Source organism: Thermobacillus sp. ZCTH02-B1 (assembly GCF_002159085.1).
GTDB lineage: Bacteria > Bacillota > Bacilli > Paenibacillales > Paenibacillaceae > Thermobacillus.
On the sequence record NZ_LZRU01000009.1, the window covers coordinates 207767 to 225553 of the forward strand.

Consider the following 17787-nt stretch of genomic DNA (forward strand, 5'->3'; position numbering starts at 1 on the left):
CGGAACGGCGCTTCCTACCTGCCCTCGCCCGCGGCGGCCGGCCGCATCACCGGCTCGTCGGCGATCTTGCCGAGCAGGTAGATGAGCAGCTGCTGGTTGTGGGCGGAGATCCGGTCCAGCGCCTGCTGGATGTAGCGCTCGCGGATTTCCACGCCGCGCCGCGCCTCCCGCTCGCCCCGTTCGGTCGCGGTCACCCACACGATGCGCCGATCGTGCTCGTCCCGCTTCCGCGCGATGAGGCCGCCCCGTTCCATCCGATCGAGCAGCGTCGTGATGGCGGCGGGCGTCGTGGACAGGTATTGCAGCATGTCCGACGGTTTCATCGGCTGATGCTCGAGGAGCAGTTCCAGCACGTTGAGCTGGCTTTCGGTCAGGGCGGGCGCGAGCGCCTCGTCGAGATATGCCTTCCAGTCTTTCGTGATTTTCATCCACAGACGGGCAAATTCCGCGGCGAACATCCCCATCCCTCCCAATATCCGCCTCGATTCCATTATAACAGCCGCCCATGTCGAATTAAAGGTTAACGGGCTTAATAATTTACGCCGTAAATCGTCTCACCTCCCCTTCCGACGACATCCGGCGACAGGTTGTTCGTCCGCCGGACGTCGAACGGCGCCGGCGAATTGGCGAATACCGGGACCTGGACGATGCAGGCGGGCGCAAGCGCAAAAAAACCCGCGATCCGGATGCGGAAGGCTCCGGATGCGCGGGTGATCGCCGGCGGACCCGGACCGGTTCAAGCTTCCCGGCCGATCCGTTCAGGCCGGCGGAAGCAGACGACCGCGGGATCCTTCGCGTCGATCGCGGCGATGCGCTTGCCGTTCGAACGCAGGAGCTCGATCGGCGCATCCTCCGAACGGAACGTGAAGGTTGCGCCCGATGACGAGGCCAGCGTATAGCGCGCCTCCTCCTTGCAATGGAACGCCGCGATCAGCCGGCTGCCGTTCGATTGGACGCGCTTGCCCTCGCGGAATACGAACGTCGCGAGCCCGCGGCCTCCCCTGCCCTGCACCGGGTAGTCCAGGAGCAGCGACCGCTTCGCCCAGCCGAGGTCGGTGACGACGACAATTTCGCCCTCGTCCCCTTCCACGAGCAGCGCCGCCGCGACCTCGTCGCCTTCCTTGAGCGCGATGCCGCGCACGCCGGCGGCGACGCGCCCCATCGCGCTCACCTCCGCTTCCTCGAAGCGGATGCTCATGCCGAGCTTCGTGACGAGCAGGAGCTGCCGTTTTCCGTCGCTCGGCAGCACCTGGACGACTTCGTCGCCGTCCGCGAGCCTGATTGCCGCGATCGGTCCCGTGCGGGTCGTCTGGTATTCTTTCAGCGGGGTCCGCTTCACCTGTCCGCGCTTCGTCACGAACAGGAGCGACACATCCTCCCGTCCGAAGTCCCGCACCGTCACAATCCCCGCGATGCCGTCGTCCTTCGGGATCGGCACGACGTTGACGAGCGCCGTCCCCGTGTCCTTCCATTTGAACTCCGGAATCTGGTGAACCGGCAGCAGGAAATACGAGCCCCTGCGCGTGAACAGCAGCAGCTGGTCGAGCGTGTTCACTTCGAGCACGTGGCGGACGACATCGCCCTCCTTGACGCCGGAACTGTCGATGTCGCCGCCGGACCGGGTGAAGGAGAGCAGGTTCGTCCGCTTGATGTAGCCTTCCTGCGACAGCGTCACGAGCACGTCCTCGGAGGCGACCATCACCTCGAGACCGACCTTGAGCTCCTCGACTTCGCGGCGGATTTCGGAGCGCCGGTCGACACCGTACTTCTCGCGGATTTCCAGCAGCTCTTCCTTGATGACGCCGAGCAGCTTCTTCTCGCTCGCGAGGATCGATTTCAGATACGCGATGCGCTTCTCGGTCTCGCGCAGCTCCTTCGTGAGCTGCGTGATCTCGAGATTGGTGAGTCGGTACAGTTGGAGCGTCAGGATCGCGTCCGCCTGCCGCTCGGTGAACCCGAACTTCGCGATCAGGTTCTGCTGCGCGTCCTGACGGTTCTTCGACGCCTTGATCGTCGCGATCACGTCGTCGACGATGTTCAGCGCCTTCACGAGCCCCTCGAGCACTTCCCGGCGGTCTTCCGCCTTCTCGAGCTCGAACCGGCTGCGGTTCGTGACGACTTCCTTCTGGTGGTCGATGTACGCCGTCAGCATCTCCCGGAGGCCGAGCTGGCGCGGCGCCTTCCGGACGATCGCCACCATGTTGAAGTTGTACGTGATCTGGAGATCCGTCTTCTTGAGCAGATAGGCGAGGATGCCTTCGGCGTCCGCGTCCTTCTTGAGCTCGACGACGATGCGCAAGCCGTCCCGTCCGCTCTCGTCGCGCACCTCCGCGATGCCGTCCACCTTCTTCTCGAGGCGGATCGACTCCATCGCCGTGACGAGCCGGGATTTGACGACCTGGTACGGAATCTCGGTGATCACGATCTGCTTGCGCCCGCCGCGCAGCTCCTCGATCGCCGTCCGCGCCCTGATGTAGATGCGACCCCGGCCCGTCTCGTAGGCTTCGCGGATGCCGTCTTCGCCCATGATGATGCCGCCCGTCGGGAAATCCGGCCCCTTCACGATTTCGATCAGCCGGTCCAGCGAAAGGTCCGGATTTTCCATGAGCGCGATGCAGGCGTCGATCACTTCGCGCAGATTGTGCGGCGGAATCTCGGTCGCGAAGCCCGACGAGATGCCGCTCACGCCGTTCACCAGCAGATTCGGGAAGCGCGACGGCAGCACGACCGGCTCCTTCGCCGTGTTGTCGAAGTTGTCCCTGAACGGCACCGTCCGCTTGTCGATGTCGCGCAGCATCTCCATCGCAATCGGCGAGAGCCGCGCCTCCGTGTATCGCATCGCGGCGGGCGGGTCGTCGTCGAGCGAGCCCCAGTTGCCGTGGCCGTCGATCAGCACGTGTCCCATCTTCCACGACTGCGCCATCCGCACCATGCCTTCGTATATCGAGGCGTCGCCGTGCGGATGGTAGTTGCCCATCACGTCGCCGACCGTCTTCGCCGACTTGCGGTACGGTTTGTCGGGCGTGTTGCCCGCTTCGTACATCGCATAGAGGATGCGGCGCTGCACCGGCTTCAGCCCGTCGCGGACGTCGGGGATCGCCCGGTCCTGGATGATGTATTTCGAATACCGGCCGAAGCGGTCGCTCACGACCTCTTCGAGGAAGGCCGGGAGAAATTGTTCAGGCATGCCCATGCCGTCTCTCTCCCTCATTCATCGAACTCGGTGAAATCGACGTTCTCGATGATCCACTTCTTGCGCGGATCGACCTTGTCGCCCATCAGCGTCGAGACGCGCCGCTCCGCCTTCGCGGCGTCCTCGATCCGGACCTGGATCAGCGTCCGCGTCTCGGGGTTCATCGTCGTCTCCCAGAGCTGCTCCGGATTCATCTCGCCCAGGCCCTTGTACCGCTGGAGTTCGCAGTTTTTGCCGAATTCCTTGAGATAATTCTGCAGCTGCTCTTCCGTCCACGCGTACCGCACCGTCTCGAGTTTGCCGGTCCGGCGGGTGATTTTGTACAGCGGCGGCTGCGCGATGTACACCCGGCCCAGATCGATGAGCGGCTTCATGTACCGGTAGAAGAAGGTGAGCAGCAGGCACTGGATGTGCGCGCCGTCCGAGTCGGCGTCGGTCATGATGATGATCTTGCTGTAGTTCGCCTCGTCGGGATCGAAATCCGGCCCGACGCCGGCGCCGATCGCGTTGATGATCGTCCGGTACTCCTCGTTCTTCAGGATATCGGACAGCTTCGCCTTCTCCGGGTTCATCGGCTTGCCGCGGAGCGGCAGAATCGCCTGATAGCGCGAGTCGCGCCCCTGCTTTGCCGAACCGCCCGCGGAATCGCCCTCGACGATGAACAGCTCGTTGCGCAGATAATCCTTCGACTGGGCCGGCGTCAGCTTGCCGCTCAGGTTGGACGCCTCGCTCCGCTTCTTGCCCGAGCGGACTTCCTCGCGCGCCTTCCGCGCCGCCTCGCGCGCCTTCGCCGCCAGGATCGCCTTCCGGATCAGCTGCTGCGCGACCTGCGGATTCTCCTCGAGGAAGACGGACATTTTGTCGGAGACGACCGCGTCGACCGCGCTGCGCGCCGAAGCGCTGCCGAGCTGGTCCTTCGTCTGCCCGACGAATTCGACGTCGGACATCTTCACGTTGATGACGGCGATCATCCCTTCGCGCAGGTCGGCGCCGTCGAGATTTTTGTCCTTCTCCTTCAGGAGGCCGCATTTGCGCGCGTATTCGTTCATGACCCGCGTGTAGGCCGTCTTGAATCCGGTCTCGTGGGTGCCGCCGCCGCGGGTCGGGATCGAGTTCACGAACGATGCGATCGTCTCGGTGTAGCCGTCGTTGTACTGCAGCGCCACCTCGACCTCGATGTCGTCGCGCTCCGCATAGAAATGGATGACGTCCGTGAGCACGTTCTTTCCTTCGTTGAGGAACGCGACGAACTGGCTCGCGCCGCCTTCGTACAGGAAGACGTCCTCGCGGCCGGTCCGCTCGTCCTTCAGCGTCACCTTCAGGCCGGCGTTCAGGAACGCGATCTCCTGCAGCCGCTCGGCCAGCGTCTCGTAGTTCAGCGAGATGTTGCCGTGGAACACGCGCGCATCCGGCTTGAACGTCACCTTCGTGCCGGTCTTCTTCGTCGTGCCGATCACTTCAAGGCCGGTGACCGGTTCGCCGACGTGCTCCTTCCCGTCGGCGTCAACCCAGTATTCGAAACGCTGGCGGTGAATCTTGCCGTCGCGGTATATCTCGACCTCGAGCCATTCGGACAGCGCGTTCGTCACGGAGGCGCCGACGCCGTGCAGGCCGCCGGTCTTCTTGTAACCGTTTCCGCCAAACTTGCCGCCTGCGTGCAGCACCGTGAACACGACCTGGGGGGTCGGCACGCCCAACTTGTGCATGCCGGTCGGGATGCCGCGGCCGTTGTCGATGACCGTCACCGAATTGTCGGGATGAATGATGACGTTGATCTCGGTCGCGGACTTCGCCAAATGCTCGTCGACGGCGTTGTCCACGATCTCCCAGACGAGATGATGCAGGCCGGAGCTGGACGTGCTGCCGATGTACATGCCCGGACGTTTCCGGACCGCCGCCAGGCCCTCCAGCACCTGGATGTCGTCCGCATCGTAACGGCGTTCCCGTCCGGAGCCCGCATCCGCGAACAGTTCCAGTTGTTCCGCCATGCGCGCCCTCCTTCGCCAATCTGCGGCCCGGCGGATGTCGCTGCGCCTGCGGCCGCTTGCGCGCCGCGAACCCGTGCGCGGCAAACAAGCTTTATTGTAATTCATTATATCCGGTTTCGTAAAGCCGGACAGCCCGTGGCGCACTTCCCGGCAGAGGCGGACACCGTTTGCCGCGGGCGTCCGAAGGGCATCCGAATGACGAGCCATTGTCAGAAAATTAGTTTACATAATATGCATTATGTCATCCATAAGATGGGTTCCACGCATAAAAAAAGCCGCCCCGCGGACGCGCGGACGTCCGCAAGACGGCCCGATCCCGTTCCCGACGGGCGGAACGGCGCCTCATGCCGACAGAAAACGGTACTGCGCCTCGATCAATCCGAAGTAGACTCCCCGCTTCCGCATCAGCTCGTCGTGGGTTCCCTGCTCGACGATGCGCCCGTGATCGAGCACGATGATGTTGTCCGCGTGGCGGATCGTCGACAGCCGGTGCGCGATGATGAACGACGTGCGGCCCGTCAGCAGCGTTTTCAGCGCCTCCTGGATTTTCCGCTCCGTCTCCGTGTCGATGCTCGCCGTCGCCTCGTCGAGGATGAGGATGCGCGGATCGGCCAGCAGCGCGCGGGCGAACGAGATCAGTTGGCGCTGTCCCATCGAGAGGGCGCTGCCGCGCTCCTGCACCTCGGTGTCGTACCCCTGCGGCAGCTTCATGATGAAATCGTGGGCGTGCACCGCCCGCGCCGCCATTTCGACCTCCTCGTCCGTCGCGTCCGGACGGCCGTAGCGGATGTTGTCGCGGATCGTGCCGGAGAAAATGAACGTGTCCTGCAGCACGATGCCGATCTGCGAACGCAGGCTATCAAGCGTCACGTCCCGGATGTCGACACCGTCGATGAGCACGCGGCCCCGCACCGGATCATAGAAGCGGCAGAGCAGGTTGATGATCGTGCTCTTGCCCGAACCGGTGTGGCCGACGAGCGCGATCGTCTGCCCCGCCTTCGCCCCGAGGCTTACGCCGCGCAACGCCGGACGGCCGGTTTCGTATTCGAAGAAGACGTCCTCGAACGTCACGTCGCCGCGGATCTCCGGCATCCGCCGCGCGTTCGGCCGTTCCGCGACCGCCGGCTTCTCGTCGAGCAGCTCGAAGATCCGCTCGGAGGATGCCATCGCGATCAGGAGCTGCGAATACATGAGGCCGAGCCGGTTGATCGGCTCCCAGAAATTGCCGATGTAGTTCGCAAAGCCCACGAGCAGCCCGACCGTGATCGCGCCGGTCTGCACGAGCCAGGAGCCGTACAGGACCAGGATCAGCGTGCCGACGGCGGCCGTCACCTCGATGACCGGACCGAAGGTCTGGTTCAGCGCGGACGCCTTGTTCCAGGCCAGCCGGTTCTTCGTGTTCATCTGTTCGAAATAGTCGATGTTCGCCTTCTCCTGCACATAGGCCTGCGTGACGCGGATGCCCTGGATGCACTCGTTCAGGTGCGCGTTCAGCCGCGACTGCTTGATCCGGACGTCCTGCCAGGCGAAGCGGATCCGCCTGCGCAGCGAGGACGACACGATGAACATGAGCGGCACCGTGATCATGACGGCGAGGCCGAGTTTGAAATGCAGTACGAGCAGCATGACGGCGATGCCGGCGAGCTGGACGCAGTCCATGACCAGATTGACGACGCCGTTCGTGAACAGCTCCTGCAGCGCGTTGATATCGTTCGTCACCCGGACGAGCACGGAGCCGACCGGCCGCTGATCGAAGAAGCGGAACGACAGCTTCTGGATGTGGGTGAACAGATCGCGCCGCAGGTCGAAAATGACGCGCTGCCCGATCATGTTCGTGTATCGGATCCGGTATACGTTCGTCGCCCACTGGATCAGGTACAGGGCGAGCGCCGCGGCGCCGAACAGATACAGCTTCCCGAGGCTCGGCTCGCCGCTTGCGGGCGCGATCGCCTCGTCGATCGCGAAGGCGATGAGCGACGGAATGGTCAGCCTCGTCAGCGTGCCGAGCAGCATCGTGACGAGCATGACCGGAAGCAGCTGTTTCCGGTACGGCTTCATGTATCCGAGAAGCCGCACGAGCTGCGGCCAGTTGAACGGCTTCTCGATCAGCACGTCGTCCTGGTAGACGAACCGTTCGTGCCGGGCCCCGGCCGCATCCGTCCGGTCGCCCGGCCGTCCGCGGTCCGCGCCGGGCGCCGCCGCGCGGCCGCTTCCGCTTCGACTGTCGTTCACTTCGCGACCCTTCTTTCCGCCCCGACCGGATCGATGTCCGGCCGGTCGGCGTATTGGATGTCGTACATATCGCGATAGGGGCCGGGAACGGCGATCAGCTCGTCGTGGGTCCCCCGCTGGACGATCCGGCCCTGGTCGAGCACGAGGATCTCGTCCGCATGGCGGAGCGACGCGATGCGGTGCGCGATGATGAACGTCGTCCTCCCCGCCATCGCTTCCCTCAGATTCTCTTGGATCTTACGCTCGGTCTCCATGTCGACGGCGCTCGTCGCGTCGTCCAGGATGAGAATGCGCGGATTCCGGACGAGCGCCCGCGCGATCGCGATCCGCTGTTTTTGTCCGCCGGACAGGCCGAGCCCGCGCTCGCCGACGACGGTGTCGTACCCTTGCGGCAGCTCCATGATGAAATCGTGCGCCTTCGCCAGCTTCGCGGCCCGGACGATGTCGTCCATCGTGCATTCCGGCGCGCCGTATGCGATGTTGTCCCGGATCGACGCGGAGAAGAGGAAGGTTTCCTGGAAGACCGCCGCGATCAGGGAACGGAGGCTTTCGAGCCGGATGTTGCGGATGTCGACGCCGTCGAGCAGAATCTCGCCCTGTTTCACGTCGTACGCCCGCATCAGGAGCTGGACGACCGTCGACTTGCCCGAACCGGTTCCGCCGAGCAGGCCGATCACCGATCCGGGCTTCGCGTCGAGGTTGAAATCAAGAATCGCCGGCGCCTTGTCCGGATAGCGGAACGTGACGTTCCGGAACTGCACGCGTCCCTGCACCGCCGCGGGATCCAGCTCGATCGCGTCCTCGGCGTCCTTCACTTGGACGGGCTGGTTCAAAATCTCGAGCACCCGTTCGCCGGACGCCTTCGACTGGGTATAGTTGTTGATGTGGAAGCCGAGTCCCCACAGCGGGCCGATGATGTACCAGACCATGCTGAAAAATTGAACCAGCTTGCCGAGCGTCATGTCTTCCCGGATGACCAGCGATCCGCCGTAGACGAGCAGGATGACGACGCAGACGTTCGCCAGCACTTCCATCACCGGGAAGTACCGGCCCCACAGGGACGCAACCCTCAGCTGCTTATCCCGCCAAGAGCCGTTGAGCTCCGTGAATTTCCCGATTTCATACGGTTCGCGGGCGAACGACTTGACCGTCCGCACGCCGGCGATGTTCTCCTGGACCGCCGTCGTCATCCGGCTCATCGCGAGCCGGATGTCGCGGAATCCGGGATGGACGGCCCGCTCGAACCGGAGCGCGACGATGGCAAGCAGCGGCATCGAGACGAGCGTGACGAGCGTGAGCTGCCAGTGGATCGACAGCAGCATCGCGCCGCCGAAGCCGACCATCAGGAACATGTTGAGGAGCTGCGCGAAGCCGAAGCCGACGAAATGGCGGATCGCGTCGAGATCACCGGTCAGCCGCGACATCAGGTCTCCGGTCCTGGCCGTATCGTAGTACTGGAAGGGCAAATATTGCAGCTTCCTGTACAGCGCGTTCCGCAGGTTGTAGGCCACGCGGTTCCCGAGCCTTCCGCCCGCAAAGCCGTGCAGAAACTGCATGGACGCCTTCACGATGACAACGCCGACGATCGCCAGCGCCAGGGTCGGCGCCAGTTCGAATTCGCCGGCCATGATGATGTCGTCGATCAGCACCCGCATCAGATACGGCTGGACGAGGCCGAGCGCCGTGACGCACACCAGCGCGCCGATCGACACGAACAGCAGCGCGCGGTGCGGCCAGTAATATGCTTTCAATTGCCTGAAGACGTCCAACTGGTCAGGTTCCCCGCCTTCGTTCAAGTTGCAAGTATGAAAGCATCTTACCAGCCGGTTCCGCGGGGTGGCAAACATGGTGTCGAGCGAAATTCCGGGTTTACCCCCTGAATCCCGGTATATGGGTGAACCGTTGCGCCCCAATCTTCCGAAACGCGCCGGAAAAGTGCGCCGTTCTCCCGTTAGCTCCCGCAACAGGAAAAACCGGCGCCCGTTCGCACGGGTGCCGGTTTTAAACATGTAAGAATAGGTTCAAATTTTGATAAATGCCGCCTCTTCGTTCCGCAGCACTTCGAGCCGTTCCAGCATCGCGCGCAGTTCTTCCGGCCGCGCCTCGCCGGCCAGGGCCGCTTCCGATCCGGCGGCGAAGGCGCCGAGCTCTTGCGCGAGATGCTCCGCGGCCGCCGCGACCGCCGCGCGCCAGGCCGCCTCGTAGGCTCCGGCCCAGGCGTCGGCCCGCTCCTCCATCCAGCGCCGGATTTCCGGCTCCAGCCGGCGCTCAAGCTCGGCCCTCAGCTCTTCCCTGCCGCCCTGCTCGAAAAATTTCCGCGGGCTCCGGAACAGGCTCCAGAGCCGCTTCGGATCGACCGCATCCGTCGTCCAGCCGCCGTCGTCCGGCACGGGGGTCTCACGGTTCCATTCGAACGGTCCCGGGTTGAAGCCGTCCAGCTCCCGCTTGAGCCGGTCCGCCTCCGCTTCGTGGAACCGCGCCGACAACGCGCGCAGCGCGTTGTCCATGCGCAGCGACGTCGCCTGCAGCTCCTGCCTGAGCTCGATGCCGATCGCGTGGCGCAGCTCCTCCCAGCACGAGGCGAACGCGCGCTTCAGGTCGCGGCCGTCGTCCCGGAGCGCGGACGGATGGAACGCAAGTCCGAACATCTCGCCGAACCGGAACATGACGCGGCGCTCCACATGATGGAGCAGCTCGCCGAGTTCCTGGCGCAGCGGCTCGAACGGCGCGCGCGCCGCCGCGCCGCGGACGGCTTCGGCCGCTTCGGCGACGCGCACCTGCAGCGCCTCGAGCCGGCTGCGCCGCACCGCTTCGCTCTGCCGCGCCTCGTCCAGCCAACGCCGGAGCGTGCCCGCCGCCCGCTCCAGCTCCGATTCGGCCGCGCGCAGCGCCATCCCGCCGAGCTCTTCCGCGGCGAAGGCATGCAGCGCCCGCTCGAACGCGGGCATGCCGGACGATTCGTCCGATTCTCCGCGAAGCTTCGCGTCCAGCGCCGCGAGGCTCGACACCGGGAACAGCCGGGGATTCCGGATGCCGTGCTTCAGCAGGTTCTCCCCGACGTGCGCGAGGACGCCCCGGAGCTCCGCCTCGTCGGCGGCCAGATCGGCCGCGTTGACGATGAAGAACATTTTGTCGAGCTCGAACTGGTCCTTCATCCGTCCGAGCTGCGTCAGGAACCGCCGGTCCGCCTGGGAGAAGGCGTGGTTGTAATAGGTCACGAACAGGATCGCGTCCGCGTTCCGGATGTAGTGGAAGGCGACGTCGGTGTGCCGCGCGTTCACCGAATCGGCGCCCGGCGTATCGACCAGCACGATGCCCTGCGCCGTAAGCGGGCTGTCGACATGCAGGTCGATCTCCTGCACGAAGCAGGACAGCGTCTCGTCCGCCGCGTATTCGCGGTACGTCCCGGCGTCGACGCGCAGCCGCTGTCCGAGCAGCGGCCCGCACCGTTTGATTCCCGTACGGGCCGCTTTCAGGAACGCGAAATGCGGCCTTCCGCCGGGATGAAGCCGGTCCGGATCGAGACGCTTCGCCAGTTCGAGCAGTTCGTCGAGCTCGCGGGCGTCTCCGGCCTCGTCGCCGAGGCCGAGCATCGCCAGCGAATGGCGCACGTCCTCCGTCATCCGCTCGCGCGTCTTCATCGTGACGAGCGCGGTGCCGTCCGGATCGCCCGGTCCGGGCGCAACGATCCGGTTGATCGCCGCCGTCGTCGGGTTCGGCGAGACCGGCAGCACCGGACGGCCGATCAGCGCGTTCGCAAGCGACGATTTGCCGGCGCTGAACGCGCCGAACAGCGCGATCGTGAACCTGCCTCCGGCGAGCCGCTCCGCCTTGGCCGACAGCGCCTGCGCCGCGCCCTCGAGCGGCTTGAACGATCCGAGGATCGCCGCCGCTTCGCGCAGCCGGGCGGCCGCGCGGCGCTGCGGCCCGAGCGCGCCGTCGTCAGCGCCCGGCATGCCGGCCGGCCGCGGCCGATGATCCGCCGGTCCGGGCGCGGTTTCGCCCCCGGCGCCCGCGGCGGACAAATCCACTCCCGGGCGCAGCGGCGCCCGCTCCGCCGCCGGAGCCGGCACCGCGTGCGGCGGTTCCACCTTCGGCAGCTCCGGACGCGCGGGCGTCTCCGGCAGCAGCGCTTCCAGCCGGGCGATCGCCCCGAGCCGCTCCGCCTCGAGCGCTTCGAGTTCCCGAACCGCGCGCGCCTGAACCTCGAGTTCCTTGAGCCGTCCGGCTGCGGCGGCCGCCGCCTGTTCCGCGCGCACGGCGGCGGCTTCCGCGAGCCGGTCGACGGCCGCCCAGGTCCGCTCGCGGTACGCGGCCCTCACCGCGTCCGCCACATCCCGGCTGTACGTCATCGTGTACTCGTCGCCGAACACCGCGCCCGGCTTGATCAGCGCTTCCGCCTGTGCCTCCGTCAGTTCGTATCCGACCGGATCGATCAGTTCGCGCTCGACCGCTTCGCCCCGCCAGCCGAGCCGTTCGGCCGCCTGGCGCAGCATCGCCTTGAGGTGCCATTCCGCCGCCTTCGCGTGGGCGTTCACCTCTTCGACGAACCGCCGCATCCGATTCGCCTTCTCCGCCGCGGTCTTCGCGCCCGTGAACAGAAAACCGGCGCGGAACCCCGGCTTCCTGCTTTCCAGCATCGCCGCGGCAAGTTCCCGCACCGCCGCGGGCATTAGGTGCGCATGGTCCAGCAACGACTGCGCTTCCCGGCGGAGCCTGAGCCTGAGCGCCTCCGGTTCCTGCCGAAGCGCCTCCAGCTCCCGCTGAAGCGCCTCCAGTCCGGCCCGCGCCCGTTGCATCGCTTCTTCGCCGCCCGCCGCTTCGATGAGCCGCCTCCGCTCCCCTTCGGATCGCTCCTCCAGCCAGCGGCCGTGTTCGGCGATCAGGTGCCGGGCCGAGCTCAGGACGCCGTAGATGCGAAGCGCATCCTTCATGCCGGCGATGCCGGCCAGCAATGTCTTGAGCGCTTCGAACTGGTCCAGGGGATGATCCGGACGGCGGTTGGAAATGTACAGGATCGCGTCCGGTTTCAGGTTCCAGTCGTTGAACGCCGCCTCGACGCTTTCGCGGTAGGTCGCGAACGGCAGTTCCGCCTCGCGGTGCTTGTCCACCTGGCTGACGATCATCACGAGCGGCTTGCCGCGCTCGGCCAGCCGCTTCGCGAATTCGAAGTTGATCTCCGACAGCACATGGTTGTAGTCCATCACATAGAAGACGACGTCGGCGAGATGCAGCGCCGACTCCGTCGCCCGCTTGTGCGCCTCGTCCGTCGAGTCGATGCCCGGCGTGTCAAGCAGCGCGAGGCCGCCTTCCAGCGTCGCGGCCGGATACGTGATGTCGACCGATTCGACGCCTTCGCCGTCCCGGCAATACGCCTCCAATTCTTCAATCGGCACGATCCGCTCTTCGCGCCTGCCGTCCCGCACCGCACGGACGACCGCCTTCGGCTCCCCGTGCCGGATCGTGACGACGTTCGCGCTTGTCGGAATCGGGTTGGACGGCAGCAGCCGGGCGCCGCACAGCCGGTTGACCAGCGTCGATTTGCCGGCCGAGAAATGGCCGCAGAACGCCGCCAGCGCAAGCGGTTCCGACAGCCTGCCGATCAGGTCGCCGATCCGCTCCGCGTGCACGGCGTCTCCGGCCTCGAGCATCCGTTCCCGAATGTCCGCAATCGCGCCTTCGATCCGCGACAAAAACTCCGTCTGTTTCCCCACGTTTGTCTCCTCTCCGATCGCTTGCAGCCCCGTTCAGGGCAGACAAATCTCGAACAGGCCGCCATGCTGCAGAATCGTCGCGCCGCGCTCCCGTTCCCGCATGACGACCACGTCGGGACGGCCCCGTAGCCGCTCGATGTAGCCTTCGGGGACATCGCCCGCACCGCTCACCGTAATGCCCTCCAACTCGATTTCCTCGTCCTCGGCCGGCGGCGATGCGACGATCCGCTCATAAAGGTCCGAGAACGATCCGAAATCCCGCGTATAGACGGATATGCAGCGCATGGTGCCCTCCCTCCAGTACCGGTCGTTGACATCGGATGCGCGCATCTCCGTCTAGTATGCCGTCAGCCGGACGCCTTCATGCGCTGCCGGCCTTCCTTGCACAGATCGATCAGCGGACATTCCGGGCAGTTCGGCCGCTGCGCCTTGCAGTGGTACCGCCCGAAGAAAATGAGCCGGTGGTGCGTGATCGTCCACTCGTCGCGCGGCACGAGGCGCATCAGCTTCTTCTCGACCTCCAGCACCGAGTCGTCGGGCTTTGCGATGCCGAGCCGCTTCGACACCCGTTCCACATGCGTGTCGACCGCGATCGCCGGCACGCCGAAGGCGTTGGAGATGACGACGTTCGCCGTCTTGCGCCCGACGCCGGGCAGCCCGACGAGCGACTCGTAATCCCGCGGCACCTCGCCGCCGTGCTTCTCAATCAGGATGCGGCACAGCTTCCGGATGTTGGCCGCCTTGTTCCGGTAGAGGCCGATCCGGCGGATATCCTGCTCCAGCTCCTCGACCGGTACGGCCAGATAATCCTCCGGCCGTTTGTATTTTTTGAACAGATCCGCCGTCACCTTGTTCACCGTCTGGTCGGTGCACTGCGCGGAGAGCAGCACCGCGATCGTCAGCTCGAACGGATTGCTGTGGTTCAGTTCGCACCGGGCGTCGGGAAACATCCCGGCGATCGTGTCCAAAATTCTGCGCATCGCTTCCCGTTTCATCGCTCTCCCACCCCGCCGTATCCGTATCCGCGGGCCGCCTGGGTCCGCCGTCAGCGTTCGTCCCGAGTGTACCGAAAAAAGTCCGCCGCCGCAACCGCCGGATCCGCATTCCGTTCGGTCCTTCGCCACCCGAGGCCGCCCGCCTGCACGCGGCATGCCGCCGCCTCCGTCGCCCGTCCCGCATGACCCGGGCGTCTCCCGCAACGAAAACCGCCCCGGCACCCTTCCGGATGCGCGGGGCGGAGTCCGCCGATTGCCTCATTGCAACTTCTCGACTTCGATCAACTTGCCGTCCACGATATACAGGACGATCCGGTCGTTCTCCTTCAGCGAGCTGACCGCGATCGGCTGACCGCCGGACGTGACGAGCGTGTCGGCCGAGAGACTGAACCGGTTCTGCTCGTTGAGGGTGGAGATTTTCACGACGATTTCGTTCGCCGCCGAGTCGTAACGCCAGAACGACTTCTGCAGGCCGGCGATCACCTTCACGACATATTCGCCCGACTCGTTCGTGCGGATTTCGACGCGGTCGTTCTCGGCCAGCACCGAAGTGGAGGTCGCCGTCTGACCGTTCTTCACGATGCTGAACCGCTCGCCGAGCGCGATGTCCTGGACCGAACCGCCGTATTCCGCGAACGTGACGGTGGCGGGCGCGACCGAGACGACCCTGCCGTATTTCACGACGACGAGCTGCAGGCCGACGAGGTCGGTGCCGGCGAATTCGGCGTTCACCGTGCGTCCGGCCGCGAGCTGCGACAGCGTGATGGCCTGCCCCTTCTCGTCCCGGAGGCGGACGGAGGACGAAATCGTGTGCTCGCTCGTGGTTCCCGTCTCGGATGCGAGCCGCACCCGGGAAGTGGACGTGAAGACGCTGGCGATCTTCATTTGGACGATGCGATGCACCTTGATGGCGCTCGCGTTTTCCAGGTTCTGGTCGAGTGCCACCGTGATCCGGTCGCCGGCCTTCAGATCCGACAGCGAAGCGTTGGACTTGCCGTAAATCTGCACGGTCGGCGACTGATACGGGATGGTGAACGTGCTGCCGTCATCCAGCTTCAGCACGATCCGCCGGCTTGCCGCATCCAGCGTCTCGAGCGTGCCGGTATGCTGGTATGCGAACCGGATGACGATCGCCAGTTCGTCCGAATAGCTGATCATGATCTTGCGTCCCTTGACGAACAGCGGCTTCGCCAGTTCCAGCGTCATGGCCGACTCGTTCATTTCGATTCGCGTGCTGTCGGTGAGCTTGACCACCGCGGGTCTGTCATGGGGATCCAGGAACGTCAACAGGTTTCGGTCCGTGTCCAGGTTGACGATCGTCGCGCCGTTGACGGTCGTGATGTTCCGGTTGACGACCTTGACCGCGATCACCTTGTCGCTGCCGTCAAGCGTCAGCTCGATCTGGTCGTCCTTGTACAGATCGTTCCAGGTTGCGCCCGGCAATCCCGGAATTTCCAGCTTGGCGCCCGTCGCAAGGTCGCTGATTTCCTTCCGGTTGTTCACGACATAGATGATCGAGCTGCGGTCGGCGCTGAACCCGTCGAACCGCCCGGTGATCGTCCGGGAAGCGGCCGCTTCGACTTCGATTTGCGTGATCATGCCGTTTTCCACCGCATAGGAGACGACGTCACCGACGCGAAGTTCGGCCAGCGAGACCTGCGCGCCCTGCCGCGAGACGGTCGCGGCGGCCGCCACGCGCCACTTCTCCGGCTGTTCCGCGCCTTCGTCGAGGATTTCGACCGCCCGGGACTCGATGCCCACGATCTTGCCGCGTCCCTGCTTGTTGACCGTCGCGGATTTCAGTTCGATTCGGACCGCCTGTTTCTCCTCGCTGAACGTCTCGCGGTAGATGTCGACCTCGCTGTCCCTGGCGAGCGCGGACAGGCCGACTTCGGCGCCGCTCCGGTCCAGCACGCTGACGCCGTCCGGATACCGGACGGGCAGCACGCGCGATCCCACCTGGACATACAGCACGCGCTCCTCGCTGTCGACGCTCACGACGACGCCGCTCGTCCGCTCGAGCCGCTCGTCATCGTCCATCTGCTCGACATAGCGGGCCCGTCCGTCCTCGACGAGCACGATCACCCGCGTATACGGCTTCAGGCCCGTCGGCAGCGATTCGCTTTCCGAATCGTAGCGATAGAACAGCGTATGCCGGTCGATCGTAAACGTCTTCGTCGCGCCGTCCTCGCCCGCGATCGTCAGCCGCGAATCGGTCAGCCCCGTCAGAATGCCTTCCTGCTGCCCTTCGTAGGCGACGGCATACAGTTGCTGCGCGCGGCTCAGCATCGTCGCGAATTCGGCCCGCGTGACGGTGTTTTTCGGCGCGAACCGGTTGCCCGAGAAGCCGCGCACGATTCCGAGTTCGACCGCGGCATTCACGTAGCCGACATACATGTCGGCGATCATCGATGCGTCGGAAAATCCGGGCATGCGGCCGGCCTGTTCCTCCGCCCGCGCCGTCTCGCCGATCGCCCGGATGATGAGCTTCGTCACCCATTCGCGCGTGGCCGGCTTCGTGCCCCAGGCCCGATCCGGTTCGGATTCGGCCAGCCGGAACTCGACGTTCTCTTCAATCAGCCCTTCGGAGATCGCCTGCATGACGTACGGCTTCGCGTAGTCCGACACGATGAACGTGTCCGGGAACAGCACCTGGGTGTTCGGATCGACCTTGTTCGCCGCGCCGATGAAGCGGAGCGCCATCAGCACCGCGTCCTGCTGCGAGACGTTGCCGGAAGGGTTGAACCTTCCCTGGCCCGTTCCCTGGATGATGCCCTGCAGGCGGAGCTTCGTGATGTGCTTCTTGGCCCAGTGATTGTCCGCCACGTCGACGAAACCGGATCCGGCTCCCCCGGACTGACCGGCGCCGTCCGGCTCCGTCTCCGCCGCGACCGGTTCGGACGCGCCGGAACCGTTCTCCGCATGGACCGCGTTTCCACCCGCCAGCATTGCGCAGACGAGCGCCGCGGACAACCATTTTTTCCACTTATGTACCGACATGGATGTATGTTCCCCTCCCATTGCATTAACCGGCGGACCGGCCCGGGCGCCGGTCCGCGGCACGATTACGACTGTTCCCGCGCGGTCCGCTCCGGCCCGGAATCCGGAACGAACGGATCGGCGTTTCGCGGAATCGGATGGGCGAGCTCCACATGCCCCATCAGGCTGTCGACCCGCTCGCCGTCAACCAGAATGTCGAGCGCTTCCACCTCATCGAACTGGAAAGCGGTCCGGGTGATCGCTTCCAACGCGAGCGCTTCTCCCATCGAACCGAGCCGCGCTTCGTCGGGCAGCGCAAGATCCACGGTCAGCACGCCGTCCTTCATCTCCACCCGGCGAAATTCCGCGTGCTTCCACAGCGAATATTCCCCCGCCGCTTCATCCTCGAGCCTGAGCGCCTCGATCGCCAGCCGGTAGACCTCTCCGGGACCGGCGGGCAGGACGGTCGTCTGCTTCTCGATCAGATCGCGCATTTCTTCATTCGTGACGTAATATTTCACCGGCACCGGCTGCGGCGCCGGATCGGATCCGTCCGCTCCGTTTCCCGTTTCGGTCGCCGCGTCCGTGCCGCCGGAGGCGGGCGCCGCCGGCTCCGTCCCCCTTCCGCAGGACGCGACCAGCAGCAGCACGGCCAAAAGCGGCGCCAACCGCATCAAGGTCCGCAC

10 protein-coding genes are annotated in these 17787 nt (G+C 65.2%); all 10 read right to left on the minus strand.

The annotated features are described in order from the left end of the window. Positions 1-14 precede the first annotated feature (14 nt). The 10 genes from A9Z00_RS02610 to A9Z00_RS02655 all read right to left on the minus strand — a co-directional run bounded on the left by A9Z00_RS02610 (position 15) and on the right by A9Z00_RS02655 (position 17787). Positions 15-458 carry a MarR family winged helix-turn-helix transcriptional regulator gene (locus A9Z00_RS02610; RefSeq protein ID WP_296974035.1) on the minus strand — a complete coding sequence of 148 codons (444 nt, stop codon included), beginning with the start codon at positions 456-458 and terminating at the stop codon, positions 15-17. A gap of 278 nt (positions 459-736) precedes the next feature. After that, entirely contained in the window at positions 737-3193 is a 2457-nt protein-coding gene (gene gyrA, locus A9Z00_RS02615; RefSeq protein ID WP_296974037.1) for a DNA gyrase subunit A, read from the minus strand. Between the two features lie 14 nt (positions 3194-3207). After that, complete coding sequence (gene parE, locus A9Z00_RS02620; protein WP_296974038.1) at positions 3208-5181, minus strand: DNA topoisomerase IV subunit B; 1974 nt, start codon at positions 5179-5181, stop codon at positions 3208-3210. A 342-nt stretch (positions 5182-5523) separates the two neighbouring features. Then, complete coding sequence (locus A9Z00_RS02625; protein WP_296974718.1) at positions 5524-7293, minus strand: ABC transporter ATP-binding protein; 1770 nt, start codon at positions 7291-7293, stop codon at positions 5524-5526. 116 nt (positions 7294-7409) lie between these two features. Further along, positions 7410-9182, minus strand: a complete 1773-nt coding sequence (locus A9Z00_RS02630) for an ABC transporter ATP-binding protein (RefSeq protein ID WP_296974040.1) — start codon at positions 9180-9182, stop codon at positions 7410-7412. A gap of 252 nt (positions 9183-9434) precedes the next feature. After that, positions 9435-13127: a dynamin family protein gene (locus A9Z00_RS02635; protein WP_296974042.1), complete on the minus strand. Its 3693-nt coding sequence runs from the start codon at positions 13125-13127 to the stop codon at positions 9435-9437. Positions 13128-13160: 33 nt separating this feature from the next. Further along, positions 13161-13412, minus strand: coding sequence for an NAD/NADP transhydrogenase alpha subunit (locus A9Z00_RS02640; RefSeq protein WP_296974043.1), 252 nt, complete (start codon positions 13410-13412; stop codon positions 13161-13163). Between the two features lie 62 nt (positions 13413-13474). Beyond that, the gene (gene nth / locus A9Z00_RS02645) at positions 13475-14122 is read right to left on the minus strand and encodes an endonuclease III (RefSeq protein ID WP_296974045.1); all 648 of its coding nucleotides are present in this window, start codon (positions 14120-14122) and stop codon (positions 13475-13477) included. Positions 14123-14380: 258 nt separating this feature from the next. Further along, a complete protein-coding gene (locus A9Z00_RS02650; protein WP_296974047.1) occupies positions 14381-17122 on the minus strand; it encodes an S-layer homology domain-containing protein in 2742 nt (913 codons plus the stop codon). Between the two features lie 65 nt (positions 17123-17187). Next, positions 17188-17787 (minus strand): GerMN domain-containing protein, encoded by a 600-nt coding sequence (locus tag A9Z00_RS02655; protein WP_296974049.1) that lies wholly within the window; start codon positions 17785-17787, stop codon positions 17188-17190.

Excerpts from the sequence above, each read along its gene's own strand:
- A9Z00_RS02610 (WP_296974035.1), bottom strand. The coding sequence starts at position 458 with ATGTTCGCCGCGGAATTTGCCCGTCTGTGGATGAAAATCACGAAAGAC.
- gyrA (WP_296974037.1), bottom strand. The coding sequence starts at position 3,193 with ATGGGCATGCCTGAACAATTTCTCCCGGCCTTCCTCGAAGAGGTCGTG.
- parE (WP_296974038.1), bottom strand. The coding sequence starts at position 5,181 with ATGGCGGAACAACTGGAACTGTTCGCGGATGCGGGCTCCGGACGGGAA.
- A9Z00_RS02640 (WP_296974043.1), bottom strand. The coding sequence starts at position 13,412 with ATGCGCTGCATATCCGTCTATACGCGGGATTTCGGATCGTTCTCGGAC.
- nth (WP_296974045.1), bottom strand. The coding sequence starts at position 14,122 with ATGAAACGGGAAGCGATGCGCAGAATTTTGGACACGATCGCCGGGATG.
- A9Z00_RS02650 (WP_296974047.1), bottom strand. The coding sequence starts at position 17,122 with ATGTCGGTACATAAGTGGAAAAAATGGTTGTCCGCGGCGCTCGTCTGC.